The sequence below is a fragment of the Clavibacter sepedonicus genome (assembly GCF_000069225.1).
GTDB classification, from domain to species: domain Bacteria; phylum Actinomycetota; class Actinomycetes; order Actinomycetales; family Microbacteriaceae; genus Clavibacter; species Clavibacter sepedonicus.
Genome location: NC_010407.1, coordinates 1,680,847 through 1,697,994 on the forward strand (window position 1 = coordinate 1,680,847; position 17,148 = coordinate 1,697,994).

General features: G+C 72.3%; 19 protein-coding genes, 1 tRNA gene and 1 other RNA gene. 11 read left to right on the forward strand and 10 right to left on the reverse strand.

What is annotated here, in order from left to right; translation table 11 throughout:
* Nucleotides 1-114 precede the first annotated feature (114 nt).
* A complete protein-coding gene (locus CMS_RS07945) occupies nucleotides 115-633 on the forward strand; it encodes a DUF3145 domain-containing protein (RefSeq protein ID WP_041464530.1) in 519 nt (172 codons plus the stop codon).
* A gap of 93 nt (nucleotides 634-726) precedes the next feature.
* On the opposite strand, the gene CMS_RS07950 is transcribed toward CMS_RS07945, so the two are convergent.
* The 6 genes from CMS_RS07950 to aceE all read right to left on the reverse strand — a co-directional run bounded on the left by CMS_RS07950 (nucleotide 727) and on the right by aceE (nucleotide 8,426).
* The gene (locus CMS_RS07950; protein ID WP_012298966.1) at nucleotides 727-1,968 is read right to left on the reverse strand and encodes a beta-ketoacyl-[acyl-carrier-protein] synthase family protein; all 1,242 of its coding nucleotides are present in this window, start codon (nucleotides 1,966-1,968) and stop codon (nucleotides 727-729) included.
* 79 nt (nucleotides 1,969-2,047) lie between these two features.
* Complete coding sequence (locus tag CMS_RS07955) at nucleotides 2,048-2,296, reverse strand: acyl carrier protein (RefSeq protein WP_012038305.1); 249 nt, start codon at nucleotides 2,294-2,296, stop codon at nucleotides 2,048-2,050.
* Between the two features lie 53 nt (nucleotides 2,297-2,349).
* The gene (locus CMS_RS07960; RefSeq protein WP_049791911.1) at nucleotides 2,350-3,363 is read right to left on the reverse strand and encodes a beta-ketoacyl-ACP synthase III; all 1,014 of its coding nucleotides are present in this window, start codon (nucleotides 3,361-3,363) and stop codon (nucleotides 2,350-2,352) included.
* Between the two features lie 30 nt (nucleotides 3,364-3,393).
* Nucleotides 3,394-4,314, reverse strand: coding sequence for an ACP S-malonyltransferase (locus tag CMS_RS07965; protein WP_012298968.1), 921 nt, complete (start codon nucleotides 4,312-4,314; stop codon nucleotides 3,394-3,396).
* Nucleotides 4,315-4,408: 94 nt separating this feature from the next.
* Nucleotides 4,409-5,683 (reverse strand): PucR family transcriptional regulator, encoded by a 1,275-nt coding sequence (locus CMS_RS07970; protein WP_012298969.1) that lies wholly within the window; start codon nucleotides 5,681-5,683, stop codon nucleotides 4,409-4,411.
* A 16-nt stretch (nucleotides 5,684-5,699) separates the two neighbouring features.
* Complete coding sequence (aceE, locus tag CMS_RS07975) at nucleotides 5,700-8,426, reverse strand: pyruvate dehydrogenase (acetyl-transferring), homodimeric type (RefSeq protein WP_041464531.1); 2,727 nt, start codon at nucleotides 8,424-8,426, stop codon at nucleotides 5,700-5,702.
* Nucleotides 8,427-8,665: 239 nt separating this feature from the next.
* On the opposite strand from aceE, the gene CMS_RS07980 reads away from it, so the two are divergent.
* Nucleotides 8,666-9,139, forward strand: a complete 474-nt coding sequence (locus tag CMS_RS07980; protein WP_041464532.1) for a peroxiredoxin — start codon at nucleotides 8,666-8,668, stop codon at nucleotides 9,137-9,139.
* A gap of 24 nt (nucleotides 9,140-9,163) precedes the next feature.
* Here the strand turns inward: CMS_RS07980 and CMS_RS07985 are convergent, their stop codons facing one another.
* Nucleotides 9,164-9,853, reverse strand: coding sequence for a hypothetical protein (locus tag CMS_RS07985; RefSeq protein WP_012298972.1), 690 nt, complete (start codon nucleotides 9,851-9,853; stop codon nucleotides 9,164-9,166).
* Between the two features lie 91 nt (nucleotides 9,854-9,944).
* Here CMS_RS07985 and CMS_RS07990 point away from each other — a divergent pair.
* A tRNA-Val gene (locus tag CMS_RS07990) sits at nucleotides 9,945-10,017 on the forward strand.
* A gap of 53 nt (nucleotides 10,018-10,070) precedes the next feature.
* Here CMS_RS07990 and CMS_RS07995 read toward each other — a convergent pair.
* The gene (locus CMS_RS07995) at nucleotides 10,071-10,664 is read right to left on the reverse strand and encodes a TetR/AcrR family transcriptional regulator C-terminal domain-containing protein (RefSeq protein ID WP_049791912.1); all 594 of its coding nucleotides are present in this window, start codon (nucleotides 10,662-10,664) and stop codon (nucleotides 10,071-10,073) included.
* 91 nt (nucleotides 10,665-10,755) lie between these two features.
* Between CMS_RS07995 and CMS_RS08000 the strand changes: the two genes are divergently transcribed.
* From CMS_RS08000 to rnpB, 7 genes are all read left to right on the forward strand, one after another.
* Nucleotides 10,756-11,397 (forward strand): biotin transporter BioY, encoded by a 642-nt coding sequence (locus tag CMS_RS08000; protein ID WP_049791913.1) that lies wholly within the window; start codon nucleotides 10,756-10,758, stop codon nucleotides 11,395-11,397.
* The gene (locus tag CMS_RS08005; protein WP_012298975.1) at nucleotides 11,394-12,095 is read left to right on the forward strand and encodes an energy-coupling factor ABC transporter ATP-binding protein; all 702 of its coding nucleotides are present in this window, start codon (nucleotides 11,394-11,396) and stop codon (nucleotides 12,093-12,095) included. Before CMS_RS08000 ends, CMS_RS08005 begins: the two co-directional genes overlap by 4 nt.
* Nucleotides 12,092-12,703, forward strand: coding sequence for an energy-coupling factor transporter transmembrane component T family protein (locus CMS_RS08010; RefSeq protein ID WP_012298976.1), 612 nt, complete (start codon nucleotides 12,092-12,094; stop codon nucleotides 12,701-12,703). Before CMS_RS08005 ends, CMS_RS08010 begins: the two co-directional genes overlap by 4 nt.
* An 85-nt stretch (nucleotides 12,704-12,788) precedes the next feature.
* Nucleotides 12,789-12,980: a hypothetical protein gene (locus CMS_RS08015; RefSeq protein ID WP_012298977.1), complete on the forward strand. Its 192-nt coding sequence runs from the start codon at nucleotides 12,789-12,791 to the stop codon at nucleotides 12,978-12,980.
* Between the two features lie 52 nt (nucleotides 12,981-13,032).
* The gene (locus CMS_RS08020; protein ID WP_012298978.1) at nucleotides 13,033-13,860 is read left to right on the forward strand and encodes a Nif3-like dinuclear metal center hexameric protein; all 828 of its coding nucleotides are present in this window, start codon (nucleotides 13,033-13,035) and stop codon (nucleotides 13,858-13,860) included.
* Between the two features lie 88 nt (nucleotides 13,861-13,948).
* Nucleotides 13,949-14,683 carry a zinc ribbon domain-containing protein gene (locus CMS_RS08025; protein ID WP_041464955.1) on the forward strand — a complete coding sequence of 245 codons (735 nt, stop codon included), beginning with the start codon at nucleotides 13,949-13,951 and terminating at the stop codon, nucleotides 14,681-14,683.
* 46 nt (nucleotides 14,684-14,729) lie between these two features.
* Nucleotides 14,730-15,111, forward strand: an RNA gene (gene rnpB / locus CMS_RS16320) — RNase P RNA component class A.
* 75 nt (nucleotides 15,112-15,186) lie between these two features.
* Here rnpB and ppgK read toward each other — a convergent pair.
* On the reverse strand, nucleotides 15,187-16,008 hold the full coding sequence (ppgK, locus tag CMS_RS08030) for a polyphosphate--glucose phosphotransferase (protein WP_012298980.1): 822 nt from the start codon (nucleotides 16,006-16,008) through the stop codon (nucleotides 15,187-15,189).
* A 74-nt stretch (nucleotides 16,009-16,082) separates the two neighbouring features.
* On the opposite strand from ppgK, the gene CMS_RS08035 reads away from it, so the two are divergent.
* Nucleotides 16,083-16,265 (forward strand): hypothetical protein, encoded by a 183-nt coding sequence (locus CMS_RS08035; RefSeq protein WP_012298981.1) that lies wholly within the window; start codon nucleotides 16,083-16,085, stop codon nucleotides 16,263-16,265.
* Between the two features lie 9 nt (nucleotides 16,266-16,274).
* Here the strand turns inward: CMS_RS08035 and panB are convergent, their stop codons facing one another.
* Nucleotides 16,275-17,144 (reverse strand): 3-methyl-2-oxobutanoate hydroxymethyltransferase, encoded by an 870-nt coding sequence (gene panB / locus CMS_RS08040; protein WP_012298982.1) that lies wholly within the window; start codon nucleotides 17,142-17,144, stop codon nucleotides 16,275-16,277.
* Nucleotides 17,145-17,148: the final 4 nt, after the last annotated feature.

Consider the following 17,148-nt stretch of genomic DNA (forward strand, 5'->3'; position numbering starts at 1 on the left):
ACCCGTCATGATGGGACCCGTCGGCGCTCGCGCCGGCCGCACCGGCAGGTGTGGAGCTCGTCCATCGCACGCAGATCGTTGGGGAAGACGCATCTGATCGGATGGAGGAGACCCATGGAAGCACCCGTCGCCAACTCAAGACCGGCTCGAGGAGTGCTCTACGTGCACTCCTCCCCTCGCGCGCTCTGCCCCCATGTCGAATGGGCCGCCGGTCGTGCGCTCGGTCACGCCGTGAACTTCACGTGGGACCCGCAGCCGGTGCTGAACGGTGCCATGCGCGCCGAGTACTACTGGGAGGGCCCGGAGGGCTCGGGCGCTGCCATCGCCAGCGGGCTCCGCGGCTGGGAGCACCTCCGCTACGAGGTCACCGAGGACGCCGGCCCCGGCCGCGACGGCGGTCGTTGGATGCACACGCCCGACCTCGGCGTCTTCTTCGCGCAGACCGACACGGCCGGCAACACCGTCATCCCGGAGGACCGCATCCGGTACGCGCTCGACGTCGCCGGCTCCAACACGCTGGAGCTGCACCGCGAGCTGCGCCTCGCCATGGGCCAGGCCTGGGACGACGAGCTCGAGGCGTTCCGCCACGCGAGCGACTTCAGCCCGGTCGTCTGGCTGCACAAGGTCGGCTGACCCGGGAACGACGCCCGGCGCGCGGCTCCTCCCCGCACGCCGCACGACGAGAGGCCCCGACCATCATGTCGGGGCCTCTCGTCGTGCGTGCCGCTAGACGCTGCGGAACGCGATGACGGCGTTGTGCCCGCCGAAGCCGAACGAGTTGCTGATCGCGAGCAGGTCGGCGTTCCCCAGCGAGCGGGGCGACGTGACCACGTCGAGCGCGATGTCCGGGTCCTGCTCCGTGAGGTTGATCGTCGGGGGAGCGGTGCGCTCCGCCAGCGCCTTCACGGTGAAGACGGCCTCGATGGCACCCGCGCCGCCGAGGAGGTGGCCCGTGGACGCCTTCGTGGCGCTCACGGGGATGCCGTGCACGGCGGCGCCGAACACGCGCTCGAGCGCCTTGTACTCGGCGATGTCGCCGACGGGCGTGCTCGTCGCGTGCACGTTGATGTGCGAGACGTCCGAACGCGAGTAGCCGGCGCCCTCGACGCTCTGGATCATGGCGCGCGCCGCAGCCGTGCCCTCGGGGTCCGGGGCCGTGATGTGGAACGCGTCGCTGGTCACCGCGCCGCCCACGAGCTCGGCGTAGATGCGGGCACCCCGGGCCTTCGCGTGCTCCTCGGTCTCGAGGACGAGCGCCGCACCTCCCTCGCCGAGCACGAAGCCGTCGCGCGCGATGTCGTACGGGCGCGAGGCGCGCTGCGGGTCGTCGTTGCGCTTCGACAGCGCCTGCATCGCGGCGAACGACGCGATGGGGAGCGGGTGGATGGACGCCTCGGAACCGCCGGCGACGATGATGTCGGCGCGTCCCGCCTGGAGGTGCTCGTACGCGCTGGCGATGGACTCGGTGCTGGACGCGCAGGCCGAGACGACGGTCTGGATGCCGGCGCGTGCACCGAGGTCCATGCCGACCGCTGCGGCGGGCCCGTTGGGCATGAGCATGGGGACGGTCATGGGCAGGACCCGGCGAGGGCCCTTCTCGCGGAGCGTGTCCCAGGCGTCGAGGAGCGTCCAGACGCCGCCGATGCCGGTCGCCCAGTCCACGGCGAAGCGCAGCGGGTCGACCTCGGGGGATCCGGCGTCGGCCCACGCCTCACGCGCGGCCGTGAGCGCGAACTGGCTGGACGGGTCGAGGCGCTTGGTCTCGATCCGCTGCATCACCTTGGAGGACGGCACCTTGGCCTGCCCGGCGAAGGTGACGGGGATCTCCCACTTGGCGACCCAGTCCTGCTCGAGCGTGCTGATGCCCGACTCGCCGCGGAGGAGCGCCTGCCAGGTGTCCTCGGCTGTGCCGCCGAGCGGAGACGTCGCACCGATGCCGGTGACGACGATCTTCTTGGGGGTGGTCATGCGTGGCGTCTCCTCGACGTCGGGAACAGGGGAGGGAGATGGCCGGCCCCGTGAGCGGGACCGGCCATGCTCCGCGCGGTCAGGACTGCGCGTTGGTGATGAAGGTGACCGCGTCGCCGACGGTCTTGAGGTTCTTGACTTCCTCGTCGGGGATCTTGACGTCGAACTTCTCCTCGGCGTTGACGACGATCGTCATCATCGAGATCGAGTCGATGTCCAGGTCGTCGGTGAACGACTTGTCCATCTCGACGGTGTCGGTGGCGATCCCGGTCTCGTCGTTGACGAGCTCGGCCAGGCCGGCCAGGACTTCTTCGGTGGACAGTGCCATGTGTATCTCCTCGTGGTTCGTGATGACCGGAACAGCTTATGGGGCGGTGGGGCTCAGGGCAGGACGACGACCTGCGCGCCGAAGACGAGTCCCGCGCCGAACCCGATCTGGAGGGCGAGGCCGCCGGAGAGCGACGGGTCCTCCTCGAGCAGGCGGTGGGTGGCGAGCGGGATCGACGCGGCGGAGGTGTTGCCCGTGGTGGCGATGTCGCGCGCGATGGCGACGGACTCGGGGAGGCCCAACTGCTTCGCGAACTCGTCGACGATGCGCATGTTGGCCTGGTGCGGGATGAAGGCGGCGAGCTGCTCCGGGGCGACGCCGGCACGGTCGAGCGCCTCCTTGGCGACCTTGACCATCTCCCAGACGGCCCACCGGAAGACCTTCTGACCGTCCTGGCGGAGCGTCGGCCACGCAGATCCGTCGCGCATGCTCTTCAGGGTGCCGGTCATGCCGACGGCGTCCCAGTTCGAGCCGTCGGATCCCCAGACCGTCGGCGAGATGCCGGGGGTGTCGCTCGGGCCGACGATCGCGGCGCCGGCGCCGTCGCCGAGCAGGAACGAGATGGAGCGGTCGGTCGGATCGACGATGTCGGACAGCTTCTCGGCGCCGACCACGAGGACGTATTCCGCGAGGCCCGACCGGATGAAGGAGTCGGCCTGCGCGATGCCGTAGGTGTATCCGGCGCACGCGGCCGAGATGTCGTAGGCGGGCGCGGGGTTCGCGCCGATGCGGTCGGCGAGGAGCGCCGCCATCGACGGCGTCTGCACGGTGTTGCTCACGGTGCTGACGAGGACGATGCCGATCTGCTCCGGACGGATGCCCGCCTTCGCGATGGCCTCGAGCGACGCCGTGGTCGCGAGGTCGACCGCGTCGACGTCCGCGCCGGCGCGCTTGCGCGTGATGATGCCGGTGCGCTGGCGGATCCACTCGTCCGAGGAGTCGATCGGGCCGACGAGGTCGTCGTTCGGGACGTCGAGCTCGCCGCGCGCGGCACCGAGCCCCCAGATGCGGGTGAAGCGCTCGACCACGGGCGCGGTCTGGATGGTGGGGCGGGGCTGGTCGGTCATGGGTGCCTGTTCGGTGTCGGTGAGGCGGGATCAGGCGTGCGCATCGAGCATGTCGATGGCCGCCGGGAGGTCGTCAGGGGTGGAGAGCGCGAGCGTCGGAAGGCCCTTGAGCCCGCGCTTGGCGAGGCCGGTGAGCGCGCCGGCGGGAGCCACCTCGATGAGGCCGGTGACGCCCGCGGCGGCGAACGCCTCCATGCAGAGGTCCCAGCGGACCGGGCTCGCCACCTGGCCCACGACGAGGTCGAGGTACGCGGCACCGGACTCGACGCGGCTGCCGTCGCGGTTGGTCCAGAAGGGGAAGCGCGGGTCACGGGGCGCGAGCGGGGCGACGGCCGCGCGCAGGGCGTCGACCGCGGGAGCCATGTGGTGCGTGTGGAACGCGCCCGCGACCTGGAGGGGGATGACGCGCGTGCCGCGGAGGGGCTCGGCCTGGAGCGCGGCGAGGGCCTCGGGAGCGCCGGCGACGACGATCTGGCCACCGCCGTTGAAGTTGGCCGGCTCGAGGTCCAGCTCGGCGAGGCGCGCGAGGACGGCGTCCTGGTCGCCGCCGACGACGGCGCTCATGCCCGTTCGGGTGATCGCGGCGGCCTCGGCCATCGCGTCGCCGCGGGTGCGCACGACGCGCATCGCCTCGTCGTCCGTCAGGATCCCCGCGCCAGCCGCAGCCGTGATCTCGCCGACCGAGTGGCCCGCGATGCCGGCCACGTACGCGTCCCGGCCGTCCGCGAGGAGCGCGTGCAGGGCGACGATCCCCGCCGCCACGATGAGCGGCTGCGCGACCGCGGTGTCGCGGATCGTGTCGGCGTCGGACGTGGTGCCGTGGGTGACGAGGTCGAGTCCCGCCGCCGCGCCCAGCTCGCCCAGCCGCCGCGCGTGCTCCGGGTGCTCGAGCCAGGGGGAGAGGAATCCGGGCTTCTGGGAGCCCTGGCCCGGGCAGACGACGATGATCATCCGTCCATCCTCCCGTCCTGAGGAGGGCGGGCCGGAGTCGGCCTCCTACAGAGGATCCGCCAGGACGTTGTTCCGATGCCACACGAGATGCCCGTCACCGCGCCGCCTGGCGCTTGGGCCGCGCGCGACCGGAGGCCTGCTGCTTGGGGACCGTGGTACCGGCCTCCGCGATGCTGCCGATGATGAGCGCGGCCTGGAGGATGAGCGCCTCGCGGGCGCCCGTCGCGTCCCAGCCGATGACGTCGGAGACGCGCTTCAGCCGGTAGCGCACCGTGTTGGGGTGCACGAACAGCTCGCGCGCGGTCGCCTCGAGGGACCGGCCGGTGTCGAGGTAGCACCACAGCGTGGCCAGCAGCTCGGTCGAGTGCGCCTGGAGCGGCTTGTAGATCCGGTTGATGAGCGTCGACCGGGCCAGCGGGTCGCCGGCGAGGGCGCGCTCCGGCAGGAGGTCGTCCGCGAGCGTCAGCCGCGGGGCATTGCGCCACGACCGGGCGACGGCGAACCCGGCGAGTGCCGCCCGCGCGCTGCGCGACGCCTCCACCAGGCTCGGCACCTCGTGGCCGAGGACGAGGTGGCCCGCGCCGAACCCCGGCTCCAGCTGCGTCGCGATCTCGAGGAAGGACACGGGGGGCGCCTCCGCCGCGGCGGCCTCAGGGTCGACGACCGCGGGGGACGCCCGTCCGATGACGAGGACCAGGCGGCTGCCCTGGACCCCGATGAGCACGTCCGCCTCCAGGTGCCGCGCCGTGCGGCGCAGCTGGTCGACGTCGAGCACCGCGGGCGCCGTGCCGACGAGCACGGACACCTCACCGTGGCCGTGCCAGCCGAGCGCGGCGATCCGCGACGGCAGCTCGTCGTCGTACTCGCCGGAGAGGATGCTGTCGACGACGAGCGCCTCCAGCCGGGCGTCCCACAGGCCACGGGCCTCGGCGGCACGCGCGTAGACGTCCGCCGCGGCGAACGCGATCTCGCGGGAGTACAGCAGGATCGCGTCGCGGACCGTGCGGTGCCGGTCGCGGACGCGGTCCTCCACGACCTCCACCGTGACGCGGATGAGCTGCAGCGTCTGCTGGAGGCTCACCGAGCGCAGGAGCTCGCGGGGCGCGGCGCCGAACACGTCGGCCGCAATCCAGGGGGTCGAGTCAGGATCGTCGTACCAGTGGATGAACGACGTGATGCCGGCCTGCGCGACGAGACCGACGGCGGACCGCCGCCCCGGCGGCATGTCGCCGTACCAGGGCAGCGTGTCCTCCAGCCGCTTGAGAGTCGCGCTCGCGAGCTCCCCCGAGAGGGACCGGAGCCACGTCAGCGTCTCCGCCTTCGTCTCCCCGGTCTCCACGTCGGTGTCGTGCCTGTCGCTCGGTGTCACGTCAGGTCGGCGCAGCTCACGCCTCGCCGCCGGCCGATCCGGTGGTGCCGGCGTTCACGTCGAGCAGGCGGTACTTGTCGATCGCCCACTTCGGCGCGTCCTGGTCGACCTTCCCCTGCTTCGCGAGGCGCTGCAGCGTCTTCACGACCATCGACGGACCGTCGATCGCGAAGAAGCGGCGGGCCGCCGGACGCGTGTCCGAGAAGCCGAAGCCGTCGGCGCCGAGCGTCGAGTAGTCGCCGGGGACGAACTGGCGGATCTGGTCGGGCACCGCATGCGAGAAGTCGGTGACCGCGACGAACGGGCCCTCGGCGTGGCGCAGCTTCTCCTCCAGGTACGGGACCCGGGTCTCGGAGTGCGGGTGGAGCATGTTGTGCTCCTCCGCGGCCAGGCCGTCGCGGCGCAGCTCGCCCCACGACGTGACGGACCAGACGTCGGCGGACACGCCCCAGTCGTCGGCCAGCAGCTGCTGTGCCTCGAGGGCCCACGGGACCGCGACGCCGGACGCCATGAGCTGCGCCTTCGGGCCGTCGACCCAGCCGTCCTTGAGCTTGTAGACGCCGCGGACGATGCCGTCCACGTCGACGCCCTCGGGCTCGCTCGGGTGGATGATCGGCTCGTTGTAGACCGTCAGGTAGTACATGACGTTCGGGTCCTCGTGCTGCCCGCCGTACATGCGCTCGAGGCCAGACCGCACAACGTGGCCGATCTCGTAGGCGTACGCCGGGTCGTAGGCGACGATCGCGGGATTCGTCTGCGCGAGGACGAGCGAGTGCCCGTCCGCGTGCTGGAGGCCCTCGCCGGTGAGCGTGGTGCGTCCCGCGGTGGCGCCGATGAGGAAGCCGCGCGCCATCTGGTCGCCCGCCGCCCAGATCGCGTCGCCCGTGCGCTGGAACCCGAACATCGAGTAGAAGACGTAGATCGGGATGAGCGGCTCGCCCTGCGTCGAGTACGTGGTGCCGAGGTTGGTGAACGCCGCCAGGGCGCCCGCCTCGTTGATGCCCACGTGCACGATCTGGCCCCGCGGGCTCTCCTTGTAGGAGAGCAGCAGCTCGCGGTCGACCGACGTGTAGTGCTGGCCGTTCGGGTTGTAGATCTTCGCCGTCGGGAAGAAGGCGTCGATGCCGAACGTGCGGGCCTCGTCCGGGATGATCGGGACGACGCGGTTGCCGAAGTCCTTCGAGCGGATGAGGTCCTTCAGCAGCCGGACGAACGCCATGGTCGTGGCGATCTCCTGCGTGCCGGAGCCCTTCTTGGAGATGCGGTACGCGGAGTCGTCCGGCAGCGTGATCGCCGTGTGCTTCGTGCGGCGCTCGGGCGAGTAGCCGCCGAGCGCGCGACGGCGCTCCTGCATGTACTGGATGGCCTCGTCGTTCTGACCGGGGTGGTAGTACGGCGGCAGGTACGGGTTCTTTTCGAGCTGCGCGTCCGTGATCGGCACGCGCAGCTCGTCGCGGAACTGCTTTAGGTTGTCGAGCGTGAGCTTCTTCATCTGGTGGGTCGCGTTGCGCCCCTCGAAGCTCGGGCCGAGACCGTAGCCCTTGACGGTCTTCGCGAGGATCACCGTGGGCTGACCGGTGTGCTCGCTCGCCGCCTTGAACGCCGCGTAGACCTTGCGGTAGTCGTGGCCACCGCGCTTGAGGTTCCAGATCTGGTCGTCGGTGTAGCCCTCGACGAGCTTCGCGGTGCGCTCGTCGCGCCCGAAGAAGTTCTCGCGAATGTAGGCGCCGCTCTCGGCCTTGTAGGTCTGGTAGTCGCCGTCGGGCGTGCGGTTCATCAGGTCGAGGAGCGCCCCCTCGGTGTCGCGGGCGAGCAGGTCGTCCCACTCGCGGCCCCAGACCACCTTGATGACGTTCCAGCCGGCACCGCGGAAGAAGCTCTCGAGTTCCTGGATGATCTTGCCGTTGCCGCGGACGGGGCCGTCGAGCCGCTGCAGGTTGCAGTTGATGACGAAGTTGAGATTGTCGAGCTTCTCGTTCGCTGCGACCTGGAGCTGGCCGCGGCTCTCGACCTCGTCCATCTCGCCGTCGCCGAGGAAGGCCCAGACCTGCTGGTCTGACGCGTCCTTGATCCCGCGGTTGGTGAGGTACTTGTTCGCCTGCGCCTGGTAGATCGCGTTGATCGGTCCGAGGCCCATCGAGACCGTGGGGAACTGCCAGAACTCCGGCATGAGCCGCGGGTGCGGGTACGAGGAGAGCCCGCCGCCCTCGTGGCTCTTCTCCTGGCGGAAGCCGTCGAGCTGGTGCTCGCTCAGGCGTCCCTCGAGGAAGGCGCGGGCGTAGGTGCCGGGGGAGGCGTGACCCTGCACGAAGACCTGGTCGCCGCCGCCCGGGTGGTCCTGGCCGCGGAAGAAGTGGTTGTAGCCGACCTCGTACAGGGCGGCCGAGGACGCGTACGTGGCGATGTGCCCGCCGACCGCGATGCCGGGGCGCTGTGCCCGGTGCACCGTGACGGCCGCGTTCCACCGGATCCACGCGCGGTAGCGGCGCTCAAGGTCCTCGTCGCCGGGGAAGTCGGGCTCGTTCTCCGGGGCGATGGTGTTGATGTAGTCCGTGGTCGGGACCATCGGCACACCCAGGTGCAGCTCCTTCGAGCGCTTGAGGAGGCTGAGCATGACGTCGCGCGCGCGACCCCGGCCCTGCGTCTCGACGAGCCCGTCGAGGGACTCGTTCCATTCGGCGGTCTCTTCCGGATCCTGATCGGTGTGGTTCACCGAGTACGGATCCTGGTCGTTGACAGTCACCCTCGACCTCTTCCTGTGGTGTGCAGACATCGTCTTCGGTGCCACGGGGCTCGAAGGGTGCGAGACCGCGCGTACGCCGAGGGCCAGCCTACCCATGCCGACCGACGGTCACGGACGACGGGCACGGTGCTCTGCGCGGGCGTCTCCCGCGTCGGCGCTGGACTTCGCGGGTGCCGGGCGTAGTGTGGCTCCTCGTGCCAGACAGGGGACATCTGTCGGCACGGAAGGATCCGCACCCCATGGCCCTGGCCAACGACACACAGGCTCCCGACTTCGAGCTCGCCAACCAGTTCGGCGAGCGGGTCCGGTTGAGCGAGTACCGCGGGCACCGCGCGGTCGCCCTCGTCTTCTTCCCCCTGGCCTTCTCCGGTACGTGCACCGGCGAGATGTGCCAGCTGGAGGAGAACCTCGGCCTCTTCGCCGACAGCCGCGTGGAGCTCATCGGCATCAGCGTCGACAGCAAGCACACGCTGCGCGCGTGGGCCGAGCAGCAGGGCATCGACTTCCAGCTGCTCGCCGACTTCTGGCCCCACGGCCAGGTGGCAAAGGAGTACGGCGTCTTCCTGGAGGGGAAGGGCTTCGCGAACCGCGCGACCTTCCTCATCGACACGCGCGGCATCATCCGCGGCAGCTTCATCACGGCACCCGGCGAGGCGCGCGAGCTCGAGGCGTACCGCACCGCCATCCGCGACCTGGCGCTCGTCCCGGCCTGATCGGCCCGGCGCCGACCGGCCCGGTCAGCTGAGGATGTTGACGGCCCGGGCGATCACGAGCGCGAGGATCACGAAGCCGGCGAACGCCTCGAGCGCCATGAGCGCCTTGGCGCGGTGGGACAGCGGCATGACGTCGGTGGGGCTGTAGGCCATCGAGTTCGTGAGCGAGAAGTACGCATAGTCGACGAAGCCCGGGACCCAGTCCGCGTGCTCCGACGAGCGGCGCGCGACCTCGGACACGGCGCCCGAGTCCTCGTCCTGCGGGAAGCGGAAGTCGGCCGGCGCGAGCGCGGCGCGAGCGTGGGTCCGGCGCGCCACGGGCCCGCCTCGATCGAGCTCCCAGAAGACGAGCGCGAAGGCGAGCAGGTTCGTCGCCCACACCTGCAGGGCCGTGAGCAGCAGCTCCGGTCCCGCCTCGGAGGCGTCGACCAGCGCAACGACCAGCACGACGAGGCTCACCTGGTTGGCGACCACGAGCAGACCGCCGAGCGCGAGGCCCAGGCCGCGCGACCACGGGGTCTCGCGGACGAAGCGACGCGGGTTCAGCGCGAGCAGCGGCACGAGCAGGCCGACGGCGATCACCGCCACCGTGATGCGGAGGCCCGTCGGGACCGCGGTGGGCGCGATCGCGTAGAGGACGACGGCGACGACGAGCCCGACGGCGGCGGGCCACCGGGGCTCCGCGACGGTCCGGCGGGAGGGATGGATGGGCACGGGGGAGAGGCTACGGCGCGCGCCCGGGATGCGGCCGGGACGCGCCGATGCGGTCGGCTAGCATGGCCGGGCGCCCGGCGAGCGGGCGCTGGGGCCCTTAGCTCAGTTGGTAGAGCGCCACGTTTACACCGTGGATGTCGTCGGTTCGAGCCCGGCAGGGCCCACCGCGAACGGGCGGTCACGTCCCGGACGATGCCGGACGCTCTGCGGCACGGGATCAGAGCCGGGTGCCGAGCCCCCGGACCAGCAGGTCGATCCCGAACGCGAAGTCGCCGGTGGGATCCTCCTCGCCGTCCCGGGCGGTCAGCAGGCCGAGGCGGTCGAGCTGGACGCGCTGCTGCTCGTGCACCACATGGCCGAGCACGAAGTGCAGGATCGCCGATGCCGCGCGAGCGCAGTCGGCCTCCCCGAGACCGCCGGCGGCGACGGCCGCGGACAGCGTGTCGCGGGCCGCCGACGCGCCGAGCCCCATCGCGGTGGTGCTGGCCACGACCTCCGCGCCGTCGCGGTGGGCGAGGAGCGCCGCCCGCAGGGTCGCCGCGGCGATCCGGACCCGCTCCCGCCAGTCCGGATGCCGAGGGGACCGACCCGTCGTCGCGGCCTGGGCCTCCGCGACGATGCGGTCGGCCAGCTCCGCGAGGAGGCTCTGCTTGTCCGGGAAGTGCCAGTAGAGGGCGCTCGGCTGCACGTCGAGGGCGGCGGCGAGGCGGCGCATCGTGAAGTCGGGGAGGCCGTGCTCGTCGAGGATCCGCAGGGCCGTGCGGGCGACGTCGTCACGCGTGTGCCGCCCCGTCGCATGCGCCCGTGCCATGCGCCCAATATAGTGAACGCCGTTCAGGTGGACGTCGTCCAGGTGGACGTCGTCCACGTCGGTGCCGGCCGCATCACGCAGAAGGAAGCCCATGCCCCCCTCCCGTTCCCTGCCCCGCAGCGCCGACCGTCGCACGCCCCTCGACGCCACCGACCTCGCTCGGGTCGCCGTGCTCGCCGCGGTCGTCGCGGTCCTCGGGCTCCCCGGGAGCATCAGCGTGCTCGGGGGCGTCCCCATCACCGCCCAGACGCTCGGCGTCATGCTCGCCGGAGCCGTCCTCGGGGCCCGCCTCGGTGCGCTCGCCCTGGCCGTCCTGCTCGCGCTCGTCGCGGTGGGGCTGCCGCTCCTCTCCGGCGGGACCGGCGGTCTCGGCGTCTTCCTCGGACCCTCCGGCGGCTACCTCGTGGGCTGGGTCCTCGGGGCCGCAGCGGTCGGGTGGATCGTGCACCTCGGCGGTCGGCGGCCTACCGCCGTGCGCACCGCGGTGGCCATGGTGGTCGGCGGGATCGTCGTCATCTACGCGGTCGGGATCCCCGTGCAGAGCCTCGTGACGCGCCTGCCGCTGACCGAGACCGCGTTCACCAGCCTCGTCTTCCTCCCGGGCGACCTCGTCAAGGCGGCCATCGCCACGGCCATCGTGATGACGCTGGTGCGCGGCTACCCCCGTGCCTTCCGTCGCGCGTCCGGCTGGAGGCCGGCACGGGAGGACGCGGTCTCGGCGCCCGTACGGTGACCGCGGCCGAGGGGATCGACCCGCACCTGCGCCTCGCCGGTGTCGACGTGCGCCTCGGGGACGTCGATGCGCTCCGGGACGTCACGCTCGACGTGGGCGCGCGCACCCTCGCCGTCATCGGCGAGAACGGCTCGGGCAAGAGCACGTTCGCCCGGTTGGTCGGGGGCCTCGTCGCGCGCACGACGGGGGAGGCGCGCGTGCTGGGCATCGATCCCGACCGCGGATCCCGCGAGCTGAGACGACGCGTGGCCCTCGTCTTCAGCAACCCGGACGCCCAGATCGTCATGCCCACCGTGGCCGAGGACGTCGCCTTCTCCCTGCGGCCGGAGCGCCTGTCCCGCGCCGAGTCGGACGCGCGGGTCGCCGAGGCCCTCCGTCGACTCGGGATCCAGCACCTCGCCGACCGCTCGTCGCACGAGCTGTCCGGCGGGCAGAAGCAGCTGCTCGCCTTGGCGGGCGCCTTCGTCCGGCGACCGGAGCTGGTCGTCGCCGACGAGCCCACGGCGTACCTCGACGCCCGGAACGCCCGCCGCGTCGCCGACCACCTGTTCGAGGACGGCCACCGGCTCGTGCTCGTCACCCATGACCTCGCCGCCGCCGCCCGGTGCGACGCCGCCGTCCTCTTCGCCGGCGGCCGCCTGGTCCGCACGGGCGCACCGGCCGCCGTCATCGCCGAGTACGAGGCGATGCTCGGGTGACGCCCGCCGACCCGCGACGTCCCGGCCGCCTCGAGCGCATGCCGGCCGGACCCGAGCTGGTCCTGCTCATGGTCGTCGTGCTCGGCGTCTCGGTACTGCCCTCCACGTGGTGGGGCGCGGGCATCGCGGTCCCCGTGCCGGTCATCGCGTACGCGGCCGCGCAGCTCGGCGACGGCTGCATGGGCCTCCGACGCCTCGCAGGACAGGTGAGGGCCGTGCGGTGGGTGATGCTCTTCACGCTCGTCAGCCAGATCGTCCTGCTCGGGCCGGAGCCCGCGGTGGCGAACACCGCGCGCGTCACGGCGGCGATCACCGTGGCCGGCCTGCTCGTCCTCACGACCTCCATGACCGCTCTCCTCGACAGCATCGAGCGCGGGCTGGTCCCGCTGCGGCGGCTCGGCGTCGACACGGAGCGGATCGCGCTGCTCCTCACGGTCACCGCCGGCACCGTGCCGGTCCTCGGACGCCTGGCGGGGGACGTCCGGGAGGCCCAGCGGGCGCGGGGAGCACGCCCGGGCCTCCGCACCTTCGTCGTCCCCTTTCTCGTCGTCGCCCTCAAGCACGCGGACCAGCTCGGCGACGCGCTCACCGCCCGCGGGGTCAGATGAGAGGCCGAGCGGCAGCGGCCCGATCGCGATGTCCGCGGGCAGCGCGGGCCGGGTCGCCGCGGGCGTGTCGCGGTAGCATCCACCCATGAGCTCCGACACGGCCGACGACGCCGCCGCCTGGTCGGTCGTCGACGCCGCGACGCACGGGTCGAGCGAACGACGCGGATCGGCCCAGCGGAGCCTCTGGCCCCTCGAGCCCCTCGTCCCGTCGCCGGGCATCGCGTCCGACGTGCCGGAGGACGACGACGCCCCTCGCCGCGGCACCCGCCGACGCTGATCCGCGCGCGGCCCGTGGCGGGCCGCAGTCGCCCCTTCGTTACGATGGCCAGGTGATCCCCACCCTCGCCGACGTCGTCCGGGTCGTCGAGGACGCGTGGCCGCCCGCCGGCGCCTCCGAGTGGGACGCCTCCGGCCTCGTCTCAGGCGATCCGCGCCGATCGGTCCGCCGCATCCATCTCGCCGTCGACGCCGTGCGGGCGACGGTGGACGAGGCCGTCGCCGCCGACGCCGACCTGCTCCTCGTGCACCACCCGCTGCTCCTCCGCGGCGTCACCACCGTCGCCGAGACCGGCTACAAGGGGGCGCTCCTCGCCGACCTGATCCGGGCCGGCTGCGCCCTGCACGCATCCCACACCACGGCCGACGTCGTCGAGGACGGCACATCGGGACGTCTCGCCGCCCTCCTCGGACTCGTGCCCGGGACGATCCGACCGCTCGATCCAGCCCCGGGCGGCGTGCTGGGCATCGGCCGCGTCGGCGACCTGCCCGCGCCGACGACGCTCGGCCGACTCGCCGGGGAGCTGGCGCGGATCCTGCCGCCCACGGCGACGGGGATCCGCGTCGCCGGGCCCTACGACGCGCCGGTCACCCGCGTGGCCCTCTGCGGGGGAGCCGGGGACTCGCTGCTCGCCGCGCCCGAGGTGGTCACCGCCGACGTCTACATCACGTCCGACCTCCGGCACCACCCGGCCAGCGAGGCGCGCGAGTCCGCCGCCCTCCACGGCGGCACGCCGTACCTCATCGACACCTCCCACTGGGCGAGCGAGTGGCTGTGGCTCGACCAGGCCGCGGACACGCTGCGATCGGCGCTGCCCGAGGTCGAGGTCACCGTCAGCGACATCCGCACCGACCCCTGGGACTTCGCCGTCATGCAGTGACCGGCAGCCGCGCGGACCGGTCCGCGCATCCACGACACGCATCGCGTGCCCGCCTATGCAGGCGGAGCAGCACCACGAGAGGGAGAGCATGAAAGCCGATCCGAGCATCCAGAAGGAGCTCCTCGACCTGCAGGAGATCGACACCCGGCTCACGCACCTCACGCGCCAGCTCGCGCAGCTCCCGCAGCTGAAGGAGGTCGACGCGCTGCAGCGGGAGATGGAGCTCGTCCGCCGTCGGCTCGGGGAGCGGACCGGCGTCGTCGAGGATGCCCGGACGGAGCTCGCCCGCATCGAGTCCGACGTCGCCGTCGTGCAGGCCCGGATGGACCGCGATCGCACGCGAATCGAGGCGGGCGGCAGCTCCAAGGACGTCCAGGCGCTGGAGCGCGAGCTGGAGTCGCTGCTGCGCCGCCGCGACACGCTCGAGGAGGTGCAGCTCGAGGTCATGCAGCGGCTCGAGGAGGCCCAGGCCGCGCAGGCCGAGGTCGTGGTCGAACGCGACGCCCTCGCCGAGCGCCTCGCCGCCGTGGAGGCGGAGCGCGACGCCGCCGCCGTGGAGCTGCGGGTCCAGGCCGAGCAGGCGAAGAAGGACCGGGACGCGCTCGCCCCGCGGTTCCCCGAGGACCTCCTCGCCCTCTACGAGAAGCAGCGTGCGCGGTACGGCGTCGGCGCCGCGATGCTGCACCGCGGCATCTCCCTCGGCAGCAACATCGCCCTGCACCAGAGCGACCTGGACGCGCTGCGCAAGCGCGCGCCCGACGACGTGGTGATCGATCCCGAGAGCAACGCGATCCTCGTGCGCACGGACGAGTCCGGCCTCTAGCGGGAGCGCCGGCGGGGAGCGCCTGCCCTAGACTCGTCCCCGCGGATGGGTCGGCAAGACGGTCGCGCCGCGGAGGATCCCGAGAGGGGGAGACCGCGTCGAGGAACGTCCGGGCTCCGCAGAGCAGGGCGGTGGGTAACACCCACCCGGGGCGACCCGCGAGACAGTGCAACAGAGAGCAGACCGCCCGTCGCGGAAGCGGCGGGTGAGGGTGAAACGGCGGTGTAAGAGACCACCAGCGGCCCGAGTGATCGGGTCGGCTATGCAAACCTCGCCCGGAGCAAGGTCGAACAGGGGACGCACAGGCTGCTCGTCCAGTCCCCGGGTAGACCGCTGGAGGGCTGCGGTGACGCAGCTCCGAGATAGATGGCCGTCCATGGTGCCGCGAGGCACCGGGACAGAACCCGGCGTATCAGCCGGCCCATCCGCATCCCGCGCATCACGACGGAGCGGCCGGATCCCTTGTGGATCCGGCCGCTCGGTCGTGCGGCGTGCGCCGCCGGTCAGTCCTCGGGCTTCGTCTTGTCGACGAGGTCGAACGCCGGCGCGTGCGTGACGGCGCCCGCCGCGTGCGCGGCCAGGGCCGCCGCGCCCATGATCCCGGCGTTGTTGCGCAGCTCCGCGGGCACGATGGGCGTGCGCAGGCGCAGCAGCGGCAGGAAGTGCTTGTGGTTCTTGGAGACGCCGCCGCCGACGATGAACAGCTCCGGCCACATCAGCTTCTCGAGCTGGCCGTAGTACACCTGCAGCCGCGCGGCCCAGCGCTTCCAGTTGAGGTGCGCGCGCTCCTTGGCGGCGTACGACGCGCGGCGCTCGAAGTCGCGCCGGCCCGCGACGTCCATGTGGCCGAGCTCGGCGTTCGGGATGAGGACGCCGTCGTGGATCAGGGCCGTGCCGATGCCCGTGCCGAGCGTCGTCATGATGACGAGACCGCGCACGTCCTTGGCGGCGCCGTAGCGGGCCTCCGCGTAGCCGGCCGCATCCGCGTCGTTGACGAACGTGATCCCGAGGCCCAGGCGCTCCTCGAAGAGCTTCTCGGCCTCGAGGCCGATCCAGCTGGGGGAGACGTTGGCGGCCGACATCGTCGTCCCGTGGACGATGGCCGCGGGGAAGCACACCCCGAGCGGCGTGCCGGCGGGGACCTCGCCGAGCGCGTCGATGATCTGCTCCACGGTCGCGACGATGTCGTCCGGCTCGCCCCCCTGGGGCGTGGGCAGCTTGACGCGCTCGCTGCACAGCTCGCCGGTCGCGACGTCCACGATGGCGCCCTTGATGCCGGTCCCGCCGATGTCGATGCCGATTGCCGTCGTCGCGTCGTCGCTCATGGAAGCGACCCTACCGGCTCGCCCGACCCGACCCGGCCTCCGGGCGCGGGGCGGACGGGCCTAGCATCGGCAGCATGAGCGACAGCGACGAGCAGTACTGGTACGACGACCGCACGGGCGAGGTGGAGAAGGGGATGCTGTCCCCGGCAGCCCACCGGATCGGCCCGTTCGCCACGGCGGAGGAGGCGGCGAAGGCGCCGCAGCGGCTGCGCGAGCGCGCCGAGAAGTGGGCCGCGGAGGAACGCGACGACGACTGATCCTCCGGGTCAGTCGGAGTAGCTCTCCGCCGCTGAGGGGAAGTCGCCGGACAGGACGTCATCGCGGTAGCGGGTCGCCGCGTCCAGCAGCACGGCGCGCATGTCCGCGTAGCGACGGACGAAGCGCGGCACGCGGCCCGAGGTGAGCCCGGCGAAGTCGGTCCACACGAGGATCTGGCCGTCGGTGCCGTTCCCCGCGCCGATCCCGATGGTGGGGATGCGCAGCTCCTCGGTCACGCGCCGCGCGACCTGCTCGGGCACCATCTCGAGCACCACGGCGAAGGCGCCCGCGTCCTCGACGGCGTGCGCGTCGGCCAGAAGCGCCTCGGCGGCGTCGCCGCGTCCCTGGATGATGTGGCCGCCGAGCCCGTGCTCGCTCTGCGGCGTGAACCCGATGTGCCCCATCACCGGGATTCCCGACGAGACGACGCGCCGGATCTGCTCGGCGCTCCGCACGCCGCCCTCGAGCTTCACGGCGTGGGCGCGGGCCTCCTTCATGAAGCGCACCGAGGTGGCGAGCGCCTGGTCCGGCCCGGACTCGTAGGAGCCGAACGGCAGGTCGGCGACCACGAGGGCCCGGGCGGCAGACGACGCGACGGCGCGCGCGAGCGGGATCAGCTCGTCCACCGTGACGGGCACGGTCGTGTCGTAGCCGAGCACGGTGTTGCCGGCCGAGTCGCCGACGAGCAGGAAGTCGATGCCGGCCTCGTCGAAGACGCCGGCGGTGAGCATGTCGTAGCTGGTGAGCCCGGTGATCCTGATGCCCTGCTCCTTGGCCCGGGCGAAGTGCCGGATCCGCACCCGCTTGGGCGGACCGGCGGGCTCGGTCGAGAGGCGGGCGGGTTCGGGCGGGGTGACGGCAGCGTCGGGGCTCTGCATGCCC

What these genes read in the sequence shown, in the direction of transcription:
- CMS_RS07950 (WP_012298966.1), bottom strand. Translation starts at nt 1,968, where the DNA reads ATGACCACCCCCAAGAAGATCGTCGTCACCGGCATCGGTGCGACGTCT.
- CMS_RS08035 (WP_012298981.1), top strand. Translation starts at nt 16,083, where the DNA reads ATGAGCGACAGCGACGAGCAGTACTGGTACGACGACCGCACGGGCGAG.
- panB (WP_012298982.1), bottom strand. Translation starts at nt 17,144, where the DNA reads ATGCAGAGCCCCGACGCTGCCGTCACCCCGCCCGAACCCGCCCGCCTC.
- CMS_RS07995 (WP_049791912.1), bottom strand. Translation starts at nt 10,664, where the DNA reads ATGGCACGGGCGCATGCGACGGGGCGGCACACGCGTGACGACGTCGCC.
- CMS_RS08015 (WP_012298977.1), top strand. Translation starts at nt 12,789, where the DNA reads ATGAGCTCCGACACGGCCGACGACGCCGCCGCCTGGTCGGTCGTCGAC.
- CMS_RS07945 (WP_041464530.1), top strand. Translation starts at nt 115, where the DNA reads ATGGAAGCACCCGTCGCCAACTCAAGACCGGCTCGAGGAGTGCTCTAC.
- CMS_RS07980 (WP_041464532.1), top strand. Translation starts at nt 8,666, where the DNA reads ATGGCCCTGGCCAACGACACACAGGCTCCCGACTTCGAGCTCGCCAAC.
- CMS_RS07955 (WP_012038305.1), bottom strand. Translation starts at nt 2,296, where the DNA reads ATGGCACTGTCCACCGAAGAAGTCCTGGCCGGCCTGGCCGAGCTCGTC.
- ppgK (WP_012298980.1), bottom strand. Translation starts at nt 16,008, where the DNA reads ATGAGCGACGACGCGACGACGGCAATCGGCATCGACATCGGCGGGACC.
- CMS_RS07960 (WP_049791911.1), bottom strand. Translation starts at nt 3,363, where the DNA reads ATGACCGACCAGCCCCGCCCCACCATCCAGACCGCGCCCGTGGTCGAG.
- CMS_RS07965 (WP_012298968.1), bottom strand. Translation starts at nt 4,314, where the DNA reads ATGATCATCGTCGTCTGCCCGGGCCAGGGCTCCCAGAAGCCCGGATTC.
- CMS_RS08000 (WP_049791913.1), top strand. Translation starts at nt 10,756, where the DNA reads ATGCCCCCCTCCCGTTCCCTGCCCCGCAGCGCCGACCGTCGCACGCCC.
- CMS_RS08025 (WP_041464955.1), top strand. Translation starts at nt 13,949, where the DNA reads ATGAAAGCCGATCCGAGCATCCAGAAGGAGCTCCTCGACCTGCAGGAG.